Source organism: Serratia sp. 22264, from assembly GCF_052045345.1.
In the GTDB taxonomy this organism is placed as follows: domain Bacteria; phylum Pseudomonadota; class Gammaproteobacteria; order Enterobacterales; family Enterobacteriaceae; genus Serratia; species Serratia plymuthica.
On the sequence record NZ_JBQEOY010000001.1, the window covers coordinates 1,404,361 to 1,423,962 of the forward strand.

Annotated in this window: 17 protein-coding genes; 9 read left to right on the forward strand and 8 right to left on the reverse strand. The window is 58.9% G+C overall.

Annotated elements, in window-relative coordinates; all coding sequences use genetic code 11:
- Positions 1-42 precede the first annotated feature (42 nt).
- A complete protein-coding gene (locus ACTJJ1_RS06495) occupies positions 43-1,236 on the reverse strand; it encodes a benzoate/H(+) symporter BenE family transporter (protein WP_440832849.1) in 1,194 nt (397 codons plus the stop codon).
- Positions 1,237-1,534: 298 nt separating this feature from the next.
- Here ACTJJ1_RS06495 and ACTJJ1_RS06500 point away from each other — a divergent pair, with 298 nt between their 5' ends.
- Entirely contained in the window at positions 1,535-2,929 is a 1,395-nt protein-coding gene (locus ACTJJ1_RS06500; protein ID WP_440832851.1) for a PLP-dependent aminotransferase family protein, read from the forward strand.
- Positions 2,930-2,961: 32 nt separating this feature from the next.
- Here the strand turns inward: ACTJJ1_RS06500 and ACTJJ1_RS06505 are convergent, their stop codons facing one another.
- Entirely contained in the window at positions 2,962-3,531 is a 570-nt protein-coding gene (locus ACTJJ1_RS06505; protein ID WP_004944689.1) for a helix-turn-helix domain-containing protein, read from the reverse strand.
- Positions 3,532-3,660: 129 nt separating this feature from the next.
- Here ACTJJ1_RS06505 and ACTJJ1_RS06510 point away from each other — a divergent pair, with 129 nt between their 5' ends.
- A complete protein-coding gene (locus ACTJJ1_RS06510; protein WP_325986624.1) occupies positions 3,661-4,566 on the forward strand; it encodes a DMT family transporter in 906 nt (301 codons plus the stop codon).
- A gap of 8 nt (positions 4,567-4,574) precedes the next feature.
- Here ACTJJ1_RS06510 and ACTJJ1_RS06515 read toward each other — a convergent pair whose 3' ends face one another.
- Positions 4,575-5,489 (reverse strand): LysR family transcriptional regulator, encoded by a 915-nt coding sequence (locus tag ACTJJ1_RS06515; RefSeq protein ID WP_440832854.1) that lies wholly within the window; start codon positions 5,487-5,489, stop codon positions 4,575-4,577.
- A 72-nt stretch (positions 5,490-5,561) separates the two neighbouring features.
- Entirely contained in the window at positions 5,562-6,686 is a 1,125-nt protein-coding gene (locus tag ACTJJ1_RS06520) for an ABC transporter substrate-binding protein (RefSeq protein ID WP_004944697.1), read from the reverse strand.
- 645 nt (positions 6,687-7,331) lie between these two features.
- Here ACTJJ1_RS06520 and ACTJJ1_RS06525 point away from each other — a divergent pair.
- Genes ACTJJ1_RS06525 through ACTJJ1_RS06555 form a run of 7 tightly spaced genes read left to right on the forward strand, consistent with a single transcriptional unit; the run spans position 7,332 to position 14,708 of the window.
- The gene (locus ACTJJ1_RS06525) at positions 7,332-8,570 is read left to right on the forward strand and encodes an SfnB family sulfur acquisition oxidoreductase (protein ID WP_004944699.1); all 1,239 of its coding nucleotides are present in this window, start codon (positions 7,332-7,334) and stop codon (positions 8,568-8,570) included.
- A gap of 11 nt (positions 8,571-8,581) precedes the next feature.
- Positions 8,582-9,787: an SfnB family sulfur acquisition oxidoreductase gene (locus ACTJJ1_RS06530; protein ID WP_004944701.1), complete on the forward strand. Its 1,206-nt coding sequence runs from the start codon at positions 8,582-8,584 to the stop codon at positions 9,785-9,787.
- Positions 9,787-11,157 carry an LLM class flavin-dependent oxidoreductase gene (locus ACTJJ1_RS06535; protein WP_062790675.1) on the forward strand — a complete coding sequence of 457 codons (1,371 nt, stop codon included), beginning with the start codon at positions 9,787-9,789 and terminating at the stop codon, positions 11,155-11,157. Before ACTJJ1_RS06530 ends, ACTJJ1_RS06535 begins: the two co-directional genes overlap by 1 nt.
- A gap of 32 nt (positions 11,158-11,189) precedes the next feature.
- Entirely contained in the window at positions 11,190-12,002 is an 813-nt protein-coding gene (locus ACTJJ1_RS06540) for a MetQ/NlpA family ABC transporter substrate-binding protein (protein ID WP_006325453.1), read from the forward strand.
- A 3-nt stretch (positions 12,003-12,005) separates the two neighbouring features.
- Complete coding sequence (locus ACTJJ1_RS06545) at positions 12,006-13,097, forward strand: methionine ABC transporter ATP-binding protein (protein WP_440832857.1); 1,092 nt, start codon at positions 12,006-12,008, stop codon at positions 13,095-13,097.
- Positions 13,081-13,734 (forward strand): methionine ABC transporter permease, encoded by a 654-nt coding sequence (locus ACTJJ1_RS06550; protein ID WP_020453854.1) that lies wholly within the window; start codon positions 13,081-13,083, stop codon positions 13,732-13,734. The genes ACTJJ1_RS06545 and ACTJJ1_RS06550 overlap by 17 nt, the downstream gene beginning before the upstream one ends.
- Positions 13,735-13,757: 23 nt before the next feature.
- Positions 13,758-14,708: a sulfonate ABC transporter substrate-binding protein gene (locus tag ACTJJ1_RS06555; RefSeq protein ID WP_122289124.1), complete on the forward strand. Its 951-nt coding sequence runs from the start codon at positions 13,758-13,760 to the stop codon at positions 14,706-14,708.
- Between the two features lie 270 nt (positions 14,709-14,978).
- Here ACTJJ1_RS06555 and ACTJJ1_RS06560 read toward each other — a convergent pair whose 3' ends face one another.
- The 4 genes from ACTJJ1_RS06560 to ACTJJ1_RS06575 all read right to left on the reverse strand — a co-directional run bounded on the left by ACTJJ1_RS06560 (position 14,979) and on the right by ACTJJ1_RS06575 (position 19,304).
- Positions 14,979-16,808 carry a family 2A encapsulin nanocompartment cargo protein cysteine desulfurase gene (locus tag ACTJJ1_RS06560; protein WP_440832860.1) on the reverse strand — a complete coding sequence of 610 codons (1,830 nt, stop codon included), beginning with the start codon at positions 16,806-16,808 and terminating at the stop codon, positions 14,979-14,981.
- On the reverse strand, positions 16,783-17,715 hold the full coding sequence (locus ACTJJ1_RS06565; protein WP_004944722.1) for a family 2A encapsulin nanocompartment shell protein: 933 nt from the start codon (positions 17,713-17,715) through the stop codon (positions 16,783-16,785). Before ACTJJ1_RS06565 ends, ACTJJ1_RS06560 begins: the two co-directional genes overlap by 26 nt.
- 141 nt (positions 17,716-17,856) lie before the next feature.
- A complete protein-coding gene (gene epsC / locus ACTJJ1_RS06570; RefSeq protein WP_440832862.1) occupies positions 17,857-18,810 on the reverse strand; it encodes a serine O-acetyltransferase EpsC in 954 nt (317 codons plus the stop codon).
- A gap of 53 nt (positions 18,811-18,863) precedes the next feature.
- On the reverse strand, positions 18,864-19,304 hold the full coding sequence (locus ACTJJ1_RS06575) for a rhodanese-like domain-containing protein (RefSeq protein ID WP_172458730.1): 441 nt from the start codon (positions 19,302-19,304) through the stop codon (positions 18,864-18,866).
- Positions 19,305-19,602 lie beyond the last annotated feature (298 nt).

Genomic DNA, 19,602 nt, shown 5'->3' on the forward strand with positions numbered 1-19,602 from the left:
CCGGGCGGCTCTGAGGGGATCTCTTTCATCCTCAATCGCGTTCTATCTGGCCAACAACGGACGGCGGCCAGAAAGCACAGTCAGGGAGAAGTGCGCGGCCAACCCGAAGATCAACCCCCAGAATACCGACGCCATGCCTAAAAAGTTCATGCCGGACGCCGTGACCAGGAAAGTGATTAACGCCGCTTCCCGCTGCTTCTCGTCGGCCATTGCGCCGGTCAACCCGGTGCTGATGGCGCCAAACAGCGCCAGCCCGGCCAGCGAGATAATCAGTTCTTTGGGTAATGCAGTAAACACCGAGGCCAGCGTCGCGCCGAAAATCCCCATCACAATGTAGAAAATCCCGCAGGCCACGCCGGCGATGTAGCGTTTGCTTTTCTCGCGGTCCGCCTCTTCGCTGGTGCAAATCGCTGCGGTAATGGCCGCCAGATTTACCCCGTGCGAGCCAAACGGCGCCAGCAACACTGAGGCAATCGCGGTCATCGAGACGATCGGCCGAGCCGGTGTGGCGTAACCGGAGGAGCGCAACACCGCCATGCCGGGCACATACTGACCGGTCAGCGTCACCAGCGTAAGCGGCAGTGCGATATTAATGATGGCGTGCCAGCTCCAGGCCGGGGTAATCAGAACCGGGTGGGCTACGCTGACGACGATATCCCCGCCGTTCAACATGCCGCTCATTCCCGCCACTGCGCCGCCGATCACCAACACGGCGACAATGGCATAGCGTGGCAACAGGCGTTTAAACAACAGGTAGGTCACGAACATGGCCATGACCAGCGTCGGTTGCAACTGAATGGACACAAACATCTCGGCGCCAAAGTGGAATAAAATCCCGGCCAGCATGGCGGCGGCGATCGACCGGGGTAATTTACCGATCAGTTTATCGAAAGCGCCGGACAGACCAATGACGGCGATAATGAGCGAAGAAACGATATAAGCCCCCACCGCCTCGTTGATCGTCACCCCTGGCAATAACCCGACCAGCAATGCCGCGCCGGGCGTAGACCAGGCGGTGATCACCGGCACCCGCAGATGCCAACTCAAAATCAGCCCGGTGATGCCGCTGCCGATGGAGATGGCCCAAATCCAGGAGGAGATCACCTCCGTGGGCAAGTGCGCCGCACTGGCGGCCTGAAACACGATGATCAACGGGCCGGCGTAAGACACTATCACCGCGATGGCGCCCGCCACTACCGCCGAAAGAGAAAAATCCTGTCGCAATCTGTCCATCATTACCCCTATCAATGCACATCGATTAAATCGATGTAATATGCCAAAAAAGAAAAACCCCGATAAATTAACTTAAAAACAACAAGTTGAAGATACAATAACAAACAACATTTCGAAAATAACATCGATTGAATCGAGTTAATTTAAGTCGATTGTATCTGTGTAATTCTTTCTGTGTTAATACTTATTACATCAATTTAATGGCTGGCTTATACTGTAATCGTCTTATCCCCACCCTGCGGCCAGCAATGCCAAAGCAGAAAGCCCGCGGGGATAGCCATTCAAAGCATACAGAGGGTCTATGTGGACACCGCGCTTCAGTGAGAAAAATGCCCCGGTGTATTTGCTGATTGCAGATGCGCTGCAAAATGACATCAACAACGGCGTGCTGCCTGCCGGTTCACGTTTGCCTACATTGAAAGAGCTGGCGCAGACGCTGGCCGTTACGCCGGGCACCGTTAATCGCGCTTATGAAGAAGCTGCGCGGCGCGGGCTGGTTCAGGGCGAAGTTGGCCGCGGAACCTTTGTGCTGGCTGCGCCTGAAAGGGCCATGGAAAGCGCGCGCCTGCCGCACTTTAGCCCTTCATCTTCCGCCCAGCGGGATCATATCGATCTGTCGGTGATCAAACCGGAGGTGCAGGCCCAGGAACAGGGGATCCGCACCGCGCTCGAGCATCTGGTCGCCAGCCCGGAGCTGGGGCTGGCGCTCGACTATTCGCCGGAAGGCGGACATCCGGCGCATCGCGACGCCGGCGCCAGTTGGCTGCGGCGTTTTTTGCCCGATGTGCATTGGCAGCAAGTGGTGTTGACCGCCGGCGCTCAGCACGGTTTGCTGGTCGCCATCAACGCATTGACGGCGCACCAGGACCTTATCCTGTGCGAAGCGCTGTGTTATCCGGGCATTATCTCGCTGGTTCATGGCAATGGACGGCGGTTGCGCGGGGTCGAAATGGATAGCGAGGGCATAGTGCCAGACTCGCTGAGAGCACTGTGCCGCCAGGAAAAACCGGCGATGCTGATCTGCGTGGCGAGCTGCCAAAACCCCACCACGGTGGTGATGTCGAACGCCAGACGGGCCGAAATCACGCAGATTGCCCGCGAGTTCGACTTTTACATTCTCGATGACGACATTTACGGTTTTCTTACCGCAGAGCCGGTTGAGGCGCTGTCTTCGTTTGCTCCTGAACGCTCGGTGTACCTGACCAGCCTGTCGAAAAGCATCTCACCGGCGTTACGTATCGGTTATCTGCATGCGCCGGCGGAAACCCTGTCGCGGTTGACGTCGATGGTGCGAACCAGCATCTGGATGCCTTCCCCGCTTATCGCGCAGTTGGCCAGCAATATCGTGACTTCCGGCATTGGGGCTGAAATGCTGCAAACCCAGAAGCAAGAAGCGGCGGCGCGCCAGGCCATCGCCGCAGAGGTTTTCCACGGGCTGGAGGTCGCTTCGCAACCCTATGGTTACCACATTTGGGTCACTCTGCCCGAGCCCTGGACCAGCGATGAGTTCGCCAATCTGGCGCGTGCCCAGGGGGTGAATATCTCCAGCGGCACGCAATTCTTGGCCGAACGCAGCGGCCACACGCGTGCCGTGCGCATCGTGCTGATGTCGCCAACCAGCCGCAGCGAATTGAAATTTGCCCTGACCAAGTTGCGCAGCATGATCGAATCCGCAGAACCCCGCCTGTATTACTGAGGCCCTGGCCCGGTGCGCTTTACCGCGCCGGGTTAGCCTTGTTCAATCAGCATCACCGCCGTGGTATCCGCCTCCAGGGCTTCAAAAATATGCTCCCGATCGGCGGAGTAACTGATGTAATCCCCCGCACTCAACTCCACCGGCTGCTCCGTCGGCCCGATTCGCGCCCTGCCGCTGCTGATAATCACGTGCTCAATGGTGCCCGGCATGTGCGGGCGTGAAACCCGCGTCTCGCCCGGCTGAACGCGCAAACGGTAAATATCGCGCTGTGCTCCCGGCGGGCAGGTTGCCAGCAACGTAGCGGCATAGTTGGCCTGTTCGGAAACCGTGGTGACCCCTTCGTTGGCGCGGATCACCTGTACGTGCTGACGCGGTTGAGAGATTAACCGGCTGACCGGCACGTCGAGGGCCATCGCCAGCGACCACAAGGTTTCCAGGCTTGGGTTGCCGCTGCCGGTTTCCAATTGCGAAAGCGTCGATTTTGCGATGCCGGCGCGGCGCGCCAGTTCTGTGACAGACAGCCCCAACCGCTCGCGTTCGCGGCGAATGGCGGCCGAAAGCAGGCCGATGGGCGTGCCGGTATTGCTGGAGTTATCGCTCATTGTTCACCATATCATCCATTTGTTCGACTTGACGAACAGGCATGCACTGTTCATCATAATGTTCAGTTGTTCATTTTAATGGTGTTCGTCGACGGCGGCAAGCACGGCACTCAATCAGGGAGAAGGCAAATGAAGGTAAACACCCGCGGCGTAGTACAGATGACCCTGGCGATGGTGATCTCCGGCACCGTCGGCTGGCCGGTGATCGCGCTAGGGCAACCGCCAACGACGGTCGTTTTCTGGCGTTGCGCGTTTGGCGCGCTGGCGATGTTGATCGCCTGTGCCCTGCTTGGCCTGTTGAAGAAAGGCATGCTGACCCGCCGTCAGGCCGCCGTGGCGGTATTGGGTGGCATGGCGTTGGTGCTGAACTGGACGCTGTTGTTTGGCGCTTATGCCCATGCCTCTATCGCCGTAGCCACGGTCACCTATCACGTCCAACCTTTTATGCTGGTCGGGCTGGGCGTACTGTTCTTTGGCGAAAAGCTGACGGCAAATAAGCTGGCTTGGCTGCTGCTGGCCTTCGGCGGCATGTTGCTGATCATTACCGGCCGCCCAGGCGCTGAGGCTTCGGAGTCGGATTACGTTATCGGCGTGCTGTTGGCATTGGGCGCGGCGTTTATGTATGCGGTGGCGGCGGCGATCGTCAAAGGGCTAAAAACCGTGCCGCCGCATTTGATCGTGTTGATCCAGCTCAGCGTCGGAGTGGTGGTGCTGGCGCCGTTCGCCGGCCTGGCCCACCTGCCCTCAACGGCCAATGCCTGGTTGCTGCTGGCGACCATCGGCCTGGTGCATACCGGGCTGATGTCTTCGCTGCTGTATGGCGCGATCCAGAAAATCCCCACCAGCCTGGTCGGCGCGTTGTCGTTCATCTACCCGCTGGTGGCGATCATCGTCGATTGGGCGGTCTTCGGGCACCGCCTCAGCCTGATGCAGCTCTTGGGCGCAGCCGCCATCCTGATTGCCGCTGCGGGCATGAACTTTGGCTGGCGGGTGATGCGCGCGGGTAAAACCGCCCGCGCGGCGGAGGGGCAGTAAGCGGCGGGTTATTTTTTCAAGGCGTGCAGGCTGGCGAGCACCTTCTGCAACGCCCTGCTCAGCGGCTTATCCTGGCGCAGTACGATGCCCAAAGTGCGCTCAAGCGCGGGCGTAAGAGCGTCTCCCCGGGTGCCGGACAGTGCCATGCGCGGCACAATGCTGTACCCAAGCCCGGCGGCAACCATCTCTTTGATCGCCTCTATGCTGCCCAGTTCCATTACCGGCGCGGGTTTAACCTCCGCGCCAAGGAACCAGTCATCAATCAAACGGCGGGTGCTGCTGCCGGATTCAAAAGCCACCCACGGGAGCGCACCCAGAGTTTGCGGGGTGAACGTGGCAGGCAAATCGGGGGAATCGGCCGGGAAAATGACGGCAAACTCGTCTTGCAGCAGCGGCGTTAACTGCAAACTGCGGCCATTGGCCGGAAAGGTCACCAATGCGATGTCGATGCGGTTTTCTTCCACCGCTTTCACCATGTCATCGGTGTTGCCGGTGCGCACCCCGACGTTCAACAAGGGATAAGCTTGTTTCAACTCCCGCAGCAGCGTCGGCAGCAAATGGATACAGGCTGTGGCGCCGGTGCCCAGAGTCACGGTGCCGGCAATCTCCTGCGCGTGGCCGGCCATGTCGCTCAGCGCATGATCCACCGCCGCATTGATGTGACTTATGTGTTCCAGCAGCGCCTCACCGGCGGATGTCGGCCGCACGCGCCTGGCGACCCGCTCCAGCAGCCGAACGTGCAGCCGCTGTTCCAACTGCCGGATTTGCAAGCTGACCGCGGGCTGGGTCAGCCCCAGCACTTCCCCTGCGGCGGAAAAACTCCCTTGCCTGACCACCAAAGCAAAAGTCTGAAGCTGGTCCAAATTAAGCTTACCCACCACACAATACCCCTTATGCAAAATGCCGATGCCGGTCCCCCACATGCGGAACCGGCATCGCTGAGTGTATCCTTGCGGGCGGCCTTTGTAATCAGGGCAAACCCGGAGCGAATGGCGTTATTGCGCCGGTAATGAAACCCAGTAGCCTGGCTGGTAAGGCAGCGGCAGGAACTTCTCGTGGAATTCTCTGAAGGTGCGATCCGGATCCAAATCGCGGAAGAGATCCGGGTGCAGCCATTTGGCCATTACCTGAATGGCGACAAACTGATACGGGCTGTCATAGAACTGATGCCAAATGGCGTGCGCATTGCCGTTATGGGCCACCGGCAGCGTGCGGAATGCCGGGCGCTCCATCAAACGTTGCAGCCGTTGCTGCGCCTGTTGGCTATCGGCCCCCGGACCAACGCCCACCCATTGCCCGATGGTATTGTAATTTTTCCAGTTGGCGCCGGTGACAATCGCCACCTCAGGCTTGCTGGCGATGATTTGCTCAGGGTTCAGCGTGCCGAAAGTGCCGGGGATCAGATCCTTGGCGATATTCTTTCCGCCGGCCACTTCCACCATGCGGCCAAAATTCTCATCGCCAAACGACATGCAGCACTCTTCGCTGTAACCGCCGGCGCGATCGATCATCACCGACGGACGGTGACCGGTGAAGTTCGCCAGGCGTGAGGTGACGCGGGCAATTTCACGCTGACGGAACTGAACAATGTCTTCGGCACGCTGTTGCTTGCCGAGCAACTGCCCCATAATGCGAATGCTTTTATCCGCATTTTCAAAAGGTTTCTCGCGAAAATCGATAAACACTACCGGTACGCCCACCGCTTTCAGTTTTTCGATCAACTGGCCTTCATCGGTAGCGGCCTTTGACTCCAGGTTCATCAGCACCAAATCGGGTTTCAGCGTCAGCGCCTGCTCAACGTTGAAGGTGCCGTCTTTAGCGCCGCCAAAGGTCGGTAATTTTTTGATTTCCGGGTAACGGGCTTCATAAGCCCTATAACCGTCATAATCTGCCTTGGGGAAGTCATCGCGCCAGCCCACCACCCGCTTGAAAGGGGCGTCGGTATCAAAGGCCGCCAGCAGATAAATCTGACGCCCCTCGCCCAAAATGATGCGTTTCACTTCGCCGGGAATTTCAACCTTCCGCCCGCTCACGTCCGTGATCACCGTGGACTGAGCCCCAGCGCAAAACATCATTCCCAGGCCGAGCAAACCGATGGCGGCGCGCAATTTTCGTAACATATTTCCTTCCCCACTAAAGATAATGATTATCGTTATCAAATTATTGGGCGTTAATATGTCTCAATTTGTTGCCTCATGAAAGCGATTGTTACGGCTCGGACCAAAGGTCAGAGCAGTTCGCCTTCGGCCTTCCGACCCGGCCATCTGGACAGCCCTTCATGGATAACAGGTTTTCCTTTCTCGTTAGCAGAAAGCCTGACGGCGGTGAACCTATTATCCCGAAAACCTCAAAAGCTAAGCGAAATAACGTATTCGACCCGTTTTAAAATAGCTGTTACCTCTATTAAGCAGACACGGAGGAGGAATTAACGATGACGCGTTATGTGTGGAATAACCGGCTGAAACAGCGCATCCGTTTCAGCTACTGGAATGAGCTGTGCGTCACTGGCTGCGCGGGCAGAGCCCTCTTGCCCGCGGGTATTCGTTATCGGTGCGGGAAAATCATCCCCCGCCTATCGCAAAGCTAATTAATCGCTAAGCAATGGACTATTTATAATAAGCCTTTGCTTTACACCGCAACCTGCAAATTATTATTATCACTTCGTACCCCACCCGTTGTAACAACTTAAATTTTAATTATATTTCATCGCGCTACGCCCGCGGCGGCGCGCTATTTACTGCCGTCTCCGTATTGAGGACATCGTTATGGTTGTTTCTGTTTTGCCTGCGCCGGATGCGGCCAATTTCCCTCCCGCAGAAGAATGGACCCACAGGATTGTCGACGACCAACAGGCGCTGGATGCAGCACGACAAGTCGCCGTGGCCGCCGCGCCTGAAGCCCAACTGCGTGACCGCCAGCGGCGCTATCCGTTGCAACAGTTGGCGCTGTTTACCCAGTCTGGCCTCGGTGGCATTTCCATTCCGCGCGAATACGGCGGACCGGAACTGTCCTTTACCACGCTGGCGGAGGTGTTTCGCCTGATTTCCGCCGTCGATCCGGCGCTGGGGCAAATTCCGCAAAACCATTTCGGCCTGATTCAGTTAATTCGTGATGCCGGCAGCGAAGAACAAAAACGGCGTATTTTCGCGGCGGTGCTGGCCGGCCAACGCATCGGGAACGGTGGCCCGGAGAAAAACAGCAAGCACACGCTGGATATGCAGAGCCGCTTACGGCAAACCGCAGACGGCCTGCGCTTTACCGGCGACAAATTTTATTCCACCGGCGCGCTGTTCGCCCATATCGTCGCCGCCAAGGCACTCGACGATCGGCAGCAGCCGGTACTGGCATTGATCCCCCACCCGGCGGCAGGTCTGGAGATCGTCGACGACTGGTCCGGCATGGGGCAGCGCACTACCGCCAGCGGCACGGTGCGCCTGCGCGAGGTTCTGGTCGATCCGGCCAATGTGATCCCGCTGCTGCCGCTGGCAGAAAAACCGACGATTCAGGGCGCCGTTTCCCAACTGATTCAGGCCGCCATCGATGCCGGCATTGCGCAGGGCGCGCTGGATGAGGCCACCCAGTTTATTCGCGAGCGTTCCCGCCCCTGGATCGACGCAGGCGTCGAACGCAACGCGGACGATCCCTACATTCTGGCCGACGTCGGCCGGCTCAGCATGGAGTTGAGCGCGGCGAACGCCCTGTTGCGCCGTGCGGCGCGGACGCTCGATGAGGTTGACCGCTGGCCGGTAACCGCCGAAAGCGCCGCAGCGGCGTCGATCGCGGTCGCCGAAGCCAAGGTGTTGACCACGGAAGTGGCGCTGTTGGCCAGCGAAAAGTTGTTCGAATGGTCCGGCAGCCGCGCCACGCTGGCGGAGCACGGCCTCGATCGCCACTGGCGCAACGCACGCACCCACACGTTGCACGATCCGGTGCGCTGGAAATACCACGCCATTGGCGAGTACTACCTCAACGGCCGCTTTCCGGCGCGCCATTCGTGGATTTAAAGGAGCAGAACATGACCACTCAGGTAGCCCCTCAACGCGTGGCGCAACGCATTACCAGCCCCGAACAGGCGCTGGAGACCGCACACCGGCTGGCGGAGCAATTCAGCCCGACCGCCGCCGAGCGTGATAGCCAACGGCGATTGCCGGTTGCCGAACTGGCAGACCTGTTCGCCTCTGGGCTCGGCGCGATTACCGTGCCGCAAGAATTTGGCGGCCCGGGGTTGTCGAACCGCGTGCTGGCGCAGGTCATCGCTATTCTCAGCCAGGGCGATGCGTCGATCGGTCAGGTGCCGCAAAACCACTATTACGCGCTGGAAGTGCTGCGGGTGAACGGTTCGCCGCAACAACAACGGCGGCTGTACCAGGAAGTGCTGGCCGGCGTGCATTTCGGCAATGCGCTGGCGGAGTTTGCCAGCAAGGCCGCCCACCACCGCAGCACCTCGCTGGCCAGGCATGAAGGCCAATGGCAGCTGTCGGGCCAAAAATTTTACGCTACCGGCGCGTTGTACGCCGGGCGCATCCCGACCGCCGCGCGGGGTGAAGACGGTAAAGAACAGTTGGTGTTTTTGCCGCGCAATACGCCAGGCCTGAGCATCACCGACGACTGGTCCGGCTTTGGTCAGCGCACCACCGGCAGCGGCAGCGTGACGCTGGAACAGTGCCCGGTCGATGAAGAGGATATCGTGCCCTTCCAGACGGCGTTTGAACGGCCGACGCCGGTTGGCCCGCTGGCGCAAATCATGCACGCCGCCATCGATCAGGGCATCGCCAAAGCCGCGTGGCAGGACATGCTGCAATTTGTTCGCAGCCGTTCGCGCCCGTGGATTGATGCCGGTGTCGAACACGCCAGCGAAGACCCGCTGACGCTGGACCGCATCGGCAAAATTTCCGCCCGCATTCAGGCCGGTGACGCCCTGCTGGCGGTAGCCGGTGAAGCCATCGATGTCGCTCAGCGCCACAGCGATGCCCTGTCGGTCGCACAAGCCTCGATCGAGGTCGCCACGGCGCGCGCCTGGACCACCGAGGTCGCGCTGGCCGCCGGCAATCTGCTGTTTGAACTGGCCGGTAGCCGTGCCACGCTGCAGGAATATAACCTCGATCGCCACTGGCGCAACGCCCGAACCCACACCTTGCACGACCCGGTGCGCTGGAAATACCCGGCGATCGGCAATTACGTGCTGAACGGGGTGCTGCCGCCGCGCCGGGGGACTCTGTAATGAGCGTCATCGCCAAAGAGGTTCTGCTGAACGCCTTCAACATGAACTGTGTCGGCCATATTCATCACGGCATGTGGACCCATCCGCAGGATCGCTCCACCGAGTTCAACCAGCTCGGCTACTGGACCGAGCTGGCGCAGTTGCTGGAGCGTGGGCTGTTCGACGGGCTGTTTATCGCCGATATCCTCGGCGTTTACGATGTCTATCAGCAAAACATCGCCCTGACCGCCCGCGAGTCGATACAGCTGCCGGTTAACGATCCGCTGTTGCTGGTGTCGGCGATGGCCGGAGTGACCCAACATCTGGGCTTCGGCATCACCGCCAACCTGAGTTACGAAGCGCCCTATCCCTTTGCCCGTCGCTTGTCGACGCTGGACCATCTGACCCAGGGCCGCATCGGCTGGAATATCGTCACCGGCTATCTGGACAGCGCCGCGCGTGCGATGGGGTTGAACGAACAGATCGGTCACGATCGCCGTTACGATCAGGCCGATGAGTTTCTCGACGTGGCCTATCAGTTATGGGAAGGCAGTTGGGAAGATGATGCCGTGTTGGCCGACCGCCAACGGCGGATTTACGCCGATGCGCAGAAGATCCACAAGGTTATCCACCGCGGCGAGTTTTATCAGGTGGAGGGCTATCACCTGTCTTCGCCTTCGCCGCAGCGCACCCCGCTGCTGTTCCAGGCCGGCAGCTCGGCACGCGGTATTCAGTTCGCCGCCCGCCACGCGGAGTGCACCTTCGTTAACCACGCCACCCCGGCGGTAATGAAGGCACAGGTGGACAAGCTGCGTAGCGCAGCGGTAGCGGCCGGCCGTCAGCGACAGGATTTGAAAGTGTTTATGGGGGTCGGCGTTATCGTTGCGCCAACCGCCGCCGAGGCGCAGGACAAATACCGTGAATATCTGCGTTACGCCAGCCCCGAAGCCGGTCTGGCGCATTTTTCCAGTTCGACCGGTATCGATCTTTCACGCTTTGGTCTGGACGACCCGATCCAGGCCGGGCCGACGCAGGCCATTGAGTCGGTAACCCAAACCTATAGCGGCTGGACCCGCCGCCAATTGCTGGAACAGCACGCCATGGGCGGGCGTTATCCGCTGGTGGTGGGCGACCCGCAACAGGTGGCGGATGCGTTGCTGCAATGGGTGGATCAGGCCGATATCGACGGGTTTAACCTGACGCGCATCGTTAACCCAGGCAGCTACCGCGATTTTATCGATCTGGTGGTGCCGGAGTTGCAAGCCCGTGGCCGCTACAAAACCGCCTACCGTGCCGGCAGCCTGCGGCAAAAGCTGTTTCGACAGCAGGATCGCTTGCCGCAAAGCCATCCGGCGGCCGGCTGGCGTCTGGGTGCGCCGTTACCCGTTTGAACCCTTATTTTTTCTTTTGAAGGAACAACCCTATGACAATACCCTCTCGGACAAAAACACTGCTGTTTTCGGCGTTGCTGGCACTCTCAGGCGCGGCGGCTGCGGCCAATGATTACAGCGGTGCGCTGAAAGTCGGCACCACCGCCGCCTTCGCCCCGCCGCTGGAGGTGGCGGCGGAAGAGGCTCGCAAACAGGGGCTGAAGGTCGACATCATCGAATTCAGCGACTGGACCGCGCCGAACGTCAGCCTGGAAAACGGCGATATCGACGTCAACCTGTTCCAGCACCTGCCGTTCCTGCACAACGCCAATAAAGAAGGCAATTTCCACCTGGTGGCCTATGCCCCGGCGATCATCAATAACGTCGGGCTGTACTCCAAAAAATACCAAAGCATCGCCGATCTGCCGGAGGGTGCCAAAGTGGCGATCGCCAACGACGTGATTAACGGTGGCCGCGGTCTGTTGCTGTTGCAAAAAGCCGGGCTGATTAAGCTCAAACCGGGATCCGGCCTGCAGGCCACCCAGGCAGACATCGTCAGTAACCCTAAACACATCAAAATTATCGAAGTGGAAGCGGTGCAACTGGCACGCACGCTGGAGGAAGTTGATTTGGCGCAGGGCTATCCGCACTATCTGCGGCTGTCCGGCACCGTCGATCCCAACAGCGCCCTGCTGTTCGACGGCCTGGAAAACCCGGAGTACGTGATCCAGTTCGTGGTCCGCGATGGCCATCAGGATGACCCGCGCCTGCGCAAGTTTGTCGACGTTTACCAGCATTCACCGGTCGTGCGCGCCAAACTCGACAGTTTCTACGGCAAGCTGTATCAGCCGGGCTGGAGCCAGTAGTCTATGTCGAGCCTGATTTTGCCTAACCCAGGCACCCTGATCGCCGAAGAGGTGGTGCGCCGCCAAGATGACACCCACCTGCGCTTTACCCGGCTCAGCAAGCGTTACCCCGGCCAACTGACCGAGGCGCTGAAGGAGATCTCCCTGGACATTCGCCGTGGGGAGATCTTCGGCATTATCGGCCGCAGCGGCGCCGGCAAGTCGTCCCTGATCCGCACCATCAACCGGCTGGAACGCCCCAGCGGCGGCAGCGTGGAGGTCGATGGCGTCGATATCGGCCAATTGGATGAGGATCAACTGGTGGCCTACCGGCGGCGCACCGGCATGATTTTCCAGCACTTCAACCTGCTGTCGGCCAAAACCGTCCGGCAGAATATCGAGTTGCCGCTGCGGGTGGCGGGCGTGCCGGTCGCCGAGCGGCGCGGCAGAGTGGACGCATTGCTGGAGCTGGTCGGGCTGAGCGACTACCCGGACGCCTATCCGGCGCAGCTTTCCGGCGGGCAGAAACAGCGGGTCGGCATCGCCAGGGCGCTGGTGCATAACCCCGAATTGCTGTTGTGTGATGAAGCCACCTCCGCGCTCGATCCGGAAACCACCCGCGCCATTCTGGCGTTGTTACAGCGCATCAACCGTGAGTTCAACATCACCATAGTGCTGATTACCCATGAAATGGAGGTGATCCATGATATCTGCCACCGGGTGGCGGTGCTGGAACGGGGGGAGATTATCGAATGCGGCCCGGTGTGGCAGGTGTACGGCAACCCGCAGCAGGAAACGACCCGTATCCTGCTGACCCCCTCACACGATCGCTTGCCGGAGGAATGGGTTGGGCGGATCGCCGCCACGCCCCCCACGCCGGATGCACCGCAATTGATCCGGCTACGCTACCGCGGCCAAGGTGCATCGCTGGAGCTAAACCACGTGCTGGCGGCTTTTCAGGGCAGCGTGACGCTGGTGGAAAGCGCCATTGAGCATATTCAGGGGCGCGCCATCGGTTATCTGTTGTTAACCGTGACGCCGTCACCGAATAATCGAACCATTCCGCAGACGCTGGCCGACAGCGTGGAGGTCCTGGGCTATGTCACTGTTGCTTGAACGGCTGTGGGCCGGATTTCTCGATACGTTGCTGATGGTGGGCGTTTCGTCCCTGTTGGCGTTGATTCTGGGATTGCCGCTGGCGATCCTGTTGGTGGTCAGCGAACGCGGTGGATTGTATGAGCAGGTTGGCGTTCAGCGGGTGCTCGGCTGGCTGGTGAATCTGTTCCGCTCGATCCCCTTTCTGATCCTGATGGTGGCGCTGATCCCCTTCACCCGCATGATTGTCGGCACCTCTTACGGCGTATGGGCCGCCGTGGTGCCGCTGACCATCGCCGCCATGCCGTTTTTCGCGCGTATCGCCGAAGTCAGCCTGCGAGAGGTGGATCACGGCCTGGTTGAAGCGGCGCAGGCAATGGGCTGCCGCCGTGGGCATATCATTCGCCATGTGCTGCTGCCGGAAGCCATGCCCGGTATTGTCAGCGGCTTTACCATCACCCTGGTGACCATGATTAACGCCTCCGCGATGGCCGGAGCCATAGGCGCAGGCGGCCTGGGTGACCTGGCTTACCGTTATGGTTACCAGCGTTTCGACACCCAGGTGATGCTCACCGTCATCGTGGTGTTGGTGGCGCTGGTGACCCTGCTGCAATTTTTTGGCGATCGGCTTTCCCGCCGGTTAAATCACCGTCATTAACCTTTACTGACTGGATATGTGTAATGAAAAAACTGAAAGCCACGCTGATCGCCGCTTCGCTGCTGTTGGGTGCATTTGCCCTGCCGACCGTTGCGGCGCAGGAAAAACCGCAGCAAATCACCATCGGTTACCAGAAAGCCAATATCTTCGCCCTGTTGAAATATCGCGGTACGCTGGAGCAAACCCTGACGCCGCAGGGCATCAAGGTGCGCTGGATTGAGTTTCCCGCCGGGCCGCAAATGCTCGAAGGGCTGAACGTCGGCAGCATTGATCTGGCGGCTACCGGCGATGCGCCACCGGCTTTTGCCCAGGCTGCCAAAGCCGATTTGATCTATCTGGGGCATTCGCCGGCCAGCCCGAAAACCGAAGCCATAGTGGTGCCGCAGGATTCGCCGATCAAAACCGTTGCCGACCTCAAAGGCAAACGCGTTGCGCTGAACAAAGGCTCCGACGTCAACTACCTGTTGGTCAGCGCGCTTGAACAGGCCGGGCTGAGCTACAAAGACGTGACGCCGGTGTATTTGCCGCCGAGTGACGCCCGCGCTGCCTTCCAGCGCGGCAGCGTAGACGCCTGGGTGATTTGGGACCCTTACTACGCCGAGGTGGAAACCCACGCCAACGCCCGTCTGCTGAAGGATGCCGAAGGTCTGGTGCCGCATTACACCTTCTATCTCGCCAGCCGCCACTTTGCCGAAACCTACCCGGACAGCGCAAAATTGGTGATCGACCAGCTAAGTGAACTGAGCGCCTGGGCCAATGCCCATCAGGACGACGCGGCGAAGATCCTGGCGCAAAGCACCGGGTTGGAGCAGGCCATTTGGGCCAGAGCCCTCGCCCGCATGCCGTTCGGCAGCCAACGCATGACGCCGGCGGTATTTGCCGAACAGCAGCAATTAGCCGACAAGTTCACCGCGATTGGCCTGCTGCCGGTCAAGGTGGACGTCAGCGCCGCACGCTGGTCTGAGGATAAGTAACTTGCTGAATATATTTGCATTAATTCAGCAAAGCAAAGCGATATTCGGCATTTAACCTACGGGGATATTTTTATTATTATCGGGATATGTCTCTGGGAGCATTTTCTTTCAGGGCCTGTCTACCGGAGTTTTTGTCCTTGTTTCGTTCGTCGCGAACTTTATTTTGGCCGCACTTTTGTGCGGCTTTTCTTTTTGTGGCATTGGTCCACTGAGGGGATAAAAAAACCGGCGCAGAATGCTCTGCGCCGGCCAGGTTATCACGTCTCGTTGCTAGCGCCCTTTCACCAGTTTGTGCAAGGTTGCCGCCAACAGATCCACTTCCTCGTAGGTATTGTAAAACGCCAGCGATGGCCGCACCGTCGCCTCGACGCCAAAGCGCCGCAGGATCGGTTGGGCACAGTGATGGCCGGAACGCACCGCAATGCCTTCACGGTTAAGCGCGTTGCCCACTTCTTCGGTACGGTAGCCGCTCAGCACAAACGACAGCACGCTGGCCTTATTGGCTGCGGTGCCAATCAGGCGCAGGCCGGGAATGCGGATCAACTGCTCGGTGGCGTACTCCAGCAATTCATGCTCATAACGGTTGATGTTATCGAGCCCCAGGCGTTCGACATAGTCCAGCGCTGCCCCCAACCCCACCGCGTCTGCGATGTTGCCGGTGCCGGCTTCAAACCTGGCCGGTGCCGGCTGGTACAGCGTTTTCTCAAAGGTGACATCGGCAATCATATTGCCGCCACCCTGCCACGGCGGCAGGGTTTCCAGCAGCTCCGCCTTGCCGTACACCGCGCCGATGCCGGTTGGGCCAAACACCTTGTGGCCGGAGAACACGTAAAAGTCCGCGTCCAGCGCCTGCACGTTAACCTTCAGGTGCGATACCGCCTGTGCGCCGTCTACCAGCACCCGCGCTCCGGCCTGATGAGCCAGCGCAATCACCTGCTCGACCGGCGTCACCGTGCCCAGCGCATTGGATACCTGGGTGATCGACACCAAACGGGTACGCGGCGACAAGAGCTTGCGGTATTCATCCAGCAGAATCTGCCCGCTGTCATCCACCGGAATCACCCGAATTTTAGCCCCCACGCTGGCGGCAAGCTGCTGCCAGGGCACGATGTTGGCGTGGTGTTCCAACTGGGAAACCACGATTTCATCGCCTTCACCGATGTGTTGCCGGCCAAAGGTGTTGGCAATCAGGTTAATGGCTTCCGTTGCGCCTCGGGTAAAGATAATTTCCGCCGGTGATTTGGCCCCCAGAAAACGAGCAACGCTGTTTCTGGCCCCTTCATAGGCATCCGTTGCCCTGGCGGCCAGCTCATGCGCCGCGCGGTGGATATTCGAGTTTTCATGGGCGTAGAAATACGCCAGCCGATCGATAACCACTTGCGGTTTATGGGTGGTGGCGGCGTTATCCAGCCACACCAGGGGTTTGCCGTTAACCCGTTCCGAAAGAATGGGAAAGTCGCGGCGTACGGCATGCACATCAAAACTGCTGCGCGGCCGTTGCTGCGGTGCGGCTTCTCGCCGTGGTTGCCCCTGTTCCAGGAAATAATACTGCCCGCTGGTCGCCTCTTGCGCTACGCCGCTAACCGGTGCCGCGACGGCAGGAAACAGCGATCCGATAACCGACTCCAGCCCGCCGTTGACCGCCCCGGCGAAGGGTTGGTCACTAAGATGGGCCTGACCGGTGAGCGCCTGTTCCGCCAGGCCGTCCAGCCCGGTATCCTGCGGCAAGCGTTTTTGCCGGGCCTGATTTTCGCTCAGAAAATAGAACCCCGCCGTCGCCGCCGGATCCCGTGGCTGAGGCAGTGTCGGCGGAGCCAAAAAGGCTTGCCGCTCTGCGCCCTGCTGCCAGCCGGACAACCTTTGCGCCTCCAGGCCGTCGGTGGCCAGCGCCGGTTCTAGAGCCGGCGTAAAGGTCTGCGGCAACACCGTCGTGGCGCGCTCGCCGCCTGCGGCCGGTTGCAGCCCTGCACCAGCTTCACGTCCAGGCAAGGCACTGAAGATCTGATTAGCCAGGTTAGCCAGCGCGTTAACGTCCGGCAATCCGGCTGGCGGCTGCGCCTCGTGAGGCAATGAACTACTTGTAACTGTCTGGATAGTCATGATATTTGCTCACATCAACATCGTCTAAAACGGCAACGGCATCTTCAGTCAGAACCGCCAATGAGCAGTAAAGGGAGATCAGGTAGGAGGCTATCGCATTGCGGTTAATCCCCATAAAGCGCACAGACAGCCCCGGGCTTTGCTCACCCGCGACGCCCGGCTGGTAAAGGCCAATGACGCCCTGACGTTTTTCCCCGGTACGCAGCAGGATAATTTTGGTTTTGCCTTCTTCGTCGATGGGCAGCTTGTCCGAGGGGATCAGCGGCAAGCCACGCCAGGTGAGAAACTGCGAACCGAACAGACTGACGGTTGGCGGCGGCACGCCACGGCGAGTGCACTCGCGGCCAAAGGCGGCGATGGCTAACGGATGAGCGAGGAAGAAACCGGGTTCTTTCCATACTTTGGTGATCAGTTCGTCCAGATCGTCCGGCGTCGGCGCCCCGGTCAGCGTTGAAATACGCTGGGCGTCATCGACGCTGGCCAATAAACCGTACTCAGGGTTATTGATCAGCTCGTTTTCCTGGCGCTCTTTAATGGTTTCAATGGTCAGGCGCAGCTGTTCGCGAATTTGATCGTGCGGGCTGCTGTATAAATCGGAGACGCGGGTATGCACGTCCAGAATGGTGGTAACGGCATTGAGAAAATACTCGCGCGGCGCTTCTTCGTAATCCACATAGGTCTGGGGTAACAATCCTTCATCGCGCTGCGAGCAGGCAACCTGAACATTTAACGGGTTCTTGACCTTGTTCAGGCGGAATATCCCGGCCTCGACCGGTGTCCATTGCAGTAAATGCACCAACCAACGCGGGGTGATAATGGATAATTGCGGGACGGTTTTTGTCGCGTTAGCCAATTGCCGTGCTGCATTATCCCCTAATGCAAGCCGGGCGTCATTGTGTTGAGACATGGTTGTTTCTCCTGAAAAAATAGGCTGGTGATAAATAATTAATAATTACCGGTTAAATAGCGCGTCAAATAAAATATCGATTTATTGATTCCGTTTCGCAGACCTCACTGCGGGTTATTAACATTGTTGAAATGCGCCACATTAAATACCTGAGCCAAATTCATGACTGTCGCTCTGGATATTTGCCTGGCGAATATTACTGCCCGGTTTGACGCTGCGCGTCAGCCATACGTTGCCGCCAATGGACGATCCCTTGCCAATGGTAATCCTGCCCAGCAAAGTGGCGCCAGCGTAGATCACCACATCGTCTTCAATAATCGGATGGCGTGGCTGCCCTTTTTGCAAAATGCCGGACTCTTCGGTGACAAAGCGTTTGGCGCCCAGCGTGACCGCCTGATAGAGGCGTACCCGCTTGCCGATAATGGCGGTTTCGCCAATCACTACGCCAGTGCCGTGGTCGATAAAGAAGCCGTCATCGATTTGTGCACCGGGATGAATATCGATACCGGTTTCACCGTGAGCCTTTTCGGCGATGATGCGTGCCAGCAAAGGAACGCCCGCGAGATAGAAATAGTGCGCCAGCCGGTGGTGGATAATGGCGTTGACGCCGGGGAAACACAGTAGCACCTCGTCCACGCTGCGCGCCGAAGGATCGCCGTGATAAGCGGCCAGAATGTCGCTGTCCAGCCGGCGGCGAATGGTCGGCAGCACGGCGGCGAATTGCCGCACCAGCGTCACCGCCTGCGCATTGAGCGAGTCCCCTCGCTCAGCGTCGTCGTCCTCGGAACGGCTAAACCCCAAAGCAAGGCGCACCTGAATCAGCAATGCATTCAGCACCGCGTCCAGCGTATGGCCAACGAAGTAGTCTTCGCTTTCATGGCGCAGATCGTCCGGCCCCAAGCGCATCGGGAATAAAATCGCTCGCAGCGATTCGGTTATTTCGCTGACCGCACTTTTCGACGGCAGCTCCTTTTGCCCGGAAAGCGACGCCTGGCCGCTGCGCTCGCGCCAGGAGAGCCGCGCTGAGCGCAGCTCATTAACGATATCGGCAAGTTGCCAGTTGGTGTTTTCTTGCGGCTGTGAAAAGCGAGTCATAATTCCCTCTGTTTATGTGATAACGCCCAATGACCCACTCGGTTCGAGCGCCGTCAGGCTGTCTTTAGCCAGGGTAAGTGTCGTGCGCCCTCGATCCCGCCTTGTACGCCGTAAGCCTGCGTATAACCGGCTTTAAGGGCCGCCAGCACCGCATCGGCGGAGCGTTTGCCGGTTTGGCACAGCAGGATGACCTGCTGTTGTTTGTCGACGACTTTGCTTAACTCAAGGAAAAAACGCGGGTTGCGGATTTTGTTCGAGCCGGTTAACCAGGGAACCCGCGCGGATTCCTCAACGTAGCCAAAGGTTTTGCGCTCTTCCGGGGTACGGATGTCCACCAACACCGCCGCCCCGCTGTTGACCAATTGCCAACTGGCTTCCGGCGTGAGATCGCGTTCAAAAGCGGCGGTATTTTGGGCGACGTAGTTATCCCTGCCTGGGTTATCCGCATTCACGTTGGAATGGGTTTTAAACGTTTGTGCAGATGCGTAGGACATATTCACCTCCGGCATATTCTCTATTTTTCAGTAGGGTTGTTTTCGTTCATTAACTTCAATTTATTACCCTTTCCGACCAGCAATAAATAACTTTTCATTAGGGCTTATAGTAAAAGCATCTAGCCCGACTTAGCTAAAATCAGGCTAATGAAAACCAATTATTGGCTTATGAATTTCGATTTTCGCGTGGCTATGTTACAGCGCGCTGTTACCCGTTTTCTCCCGTCGATCACATTACGGGTAACACAGTTTATTAACACTCTTCAGCGTGATATCTGTCGCAAAACCGCCGTCTGAA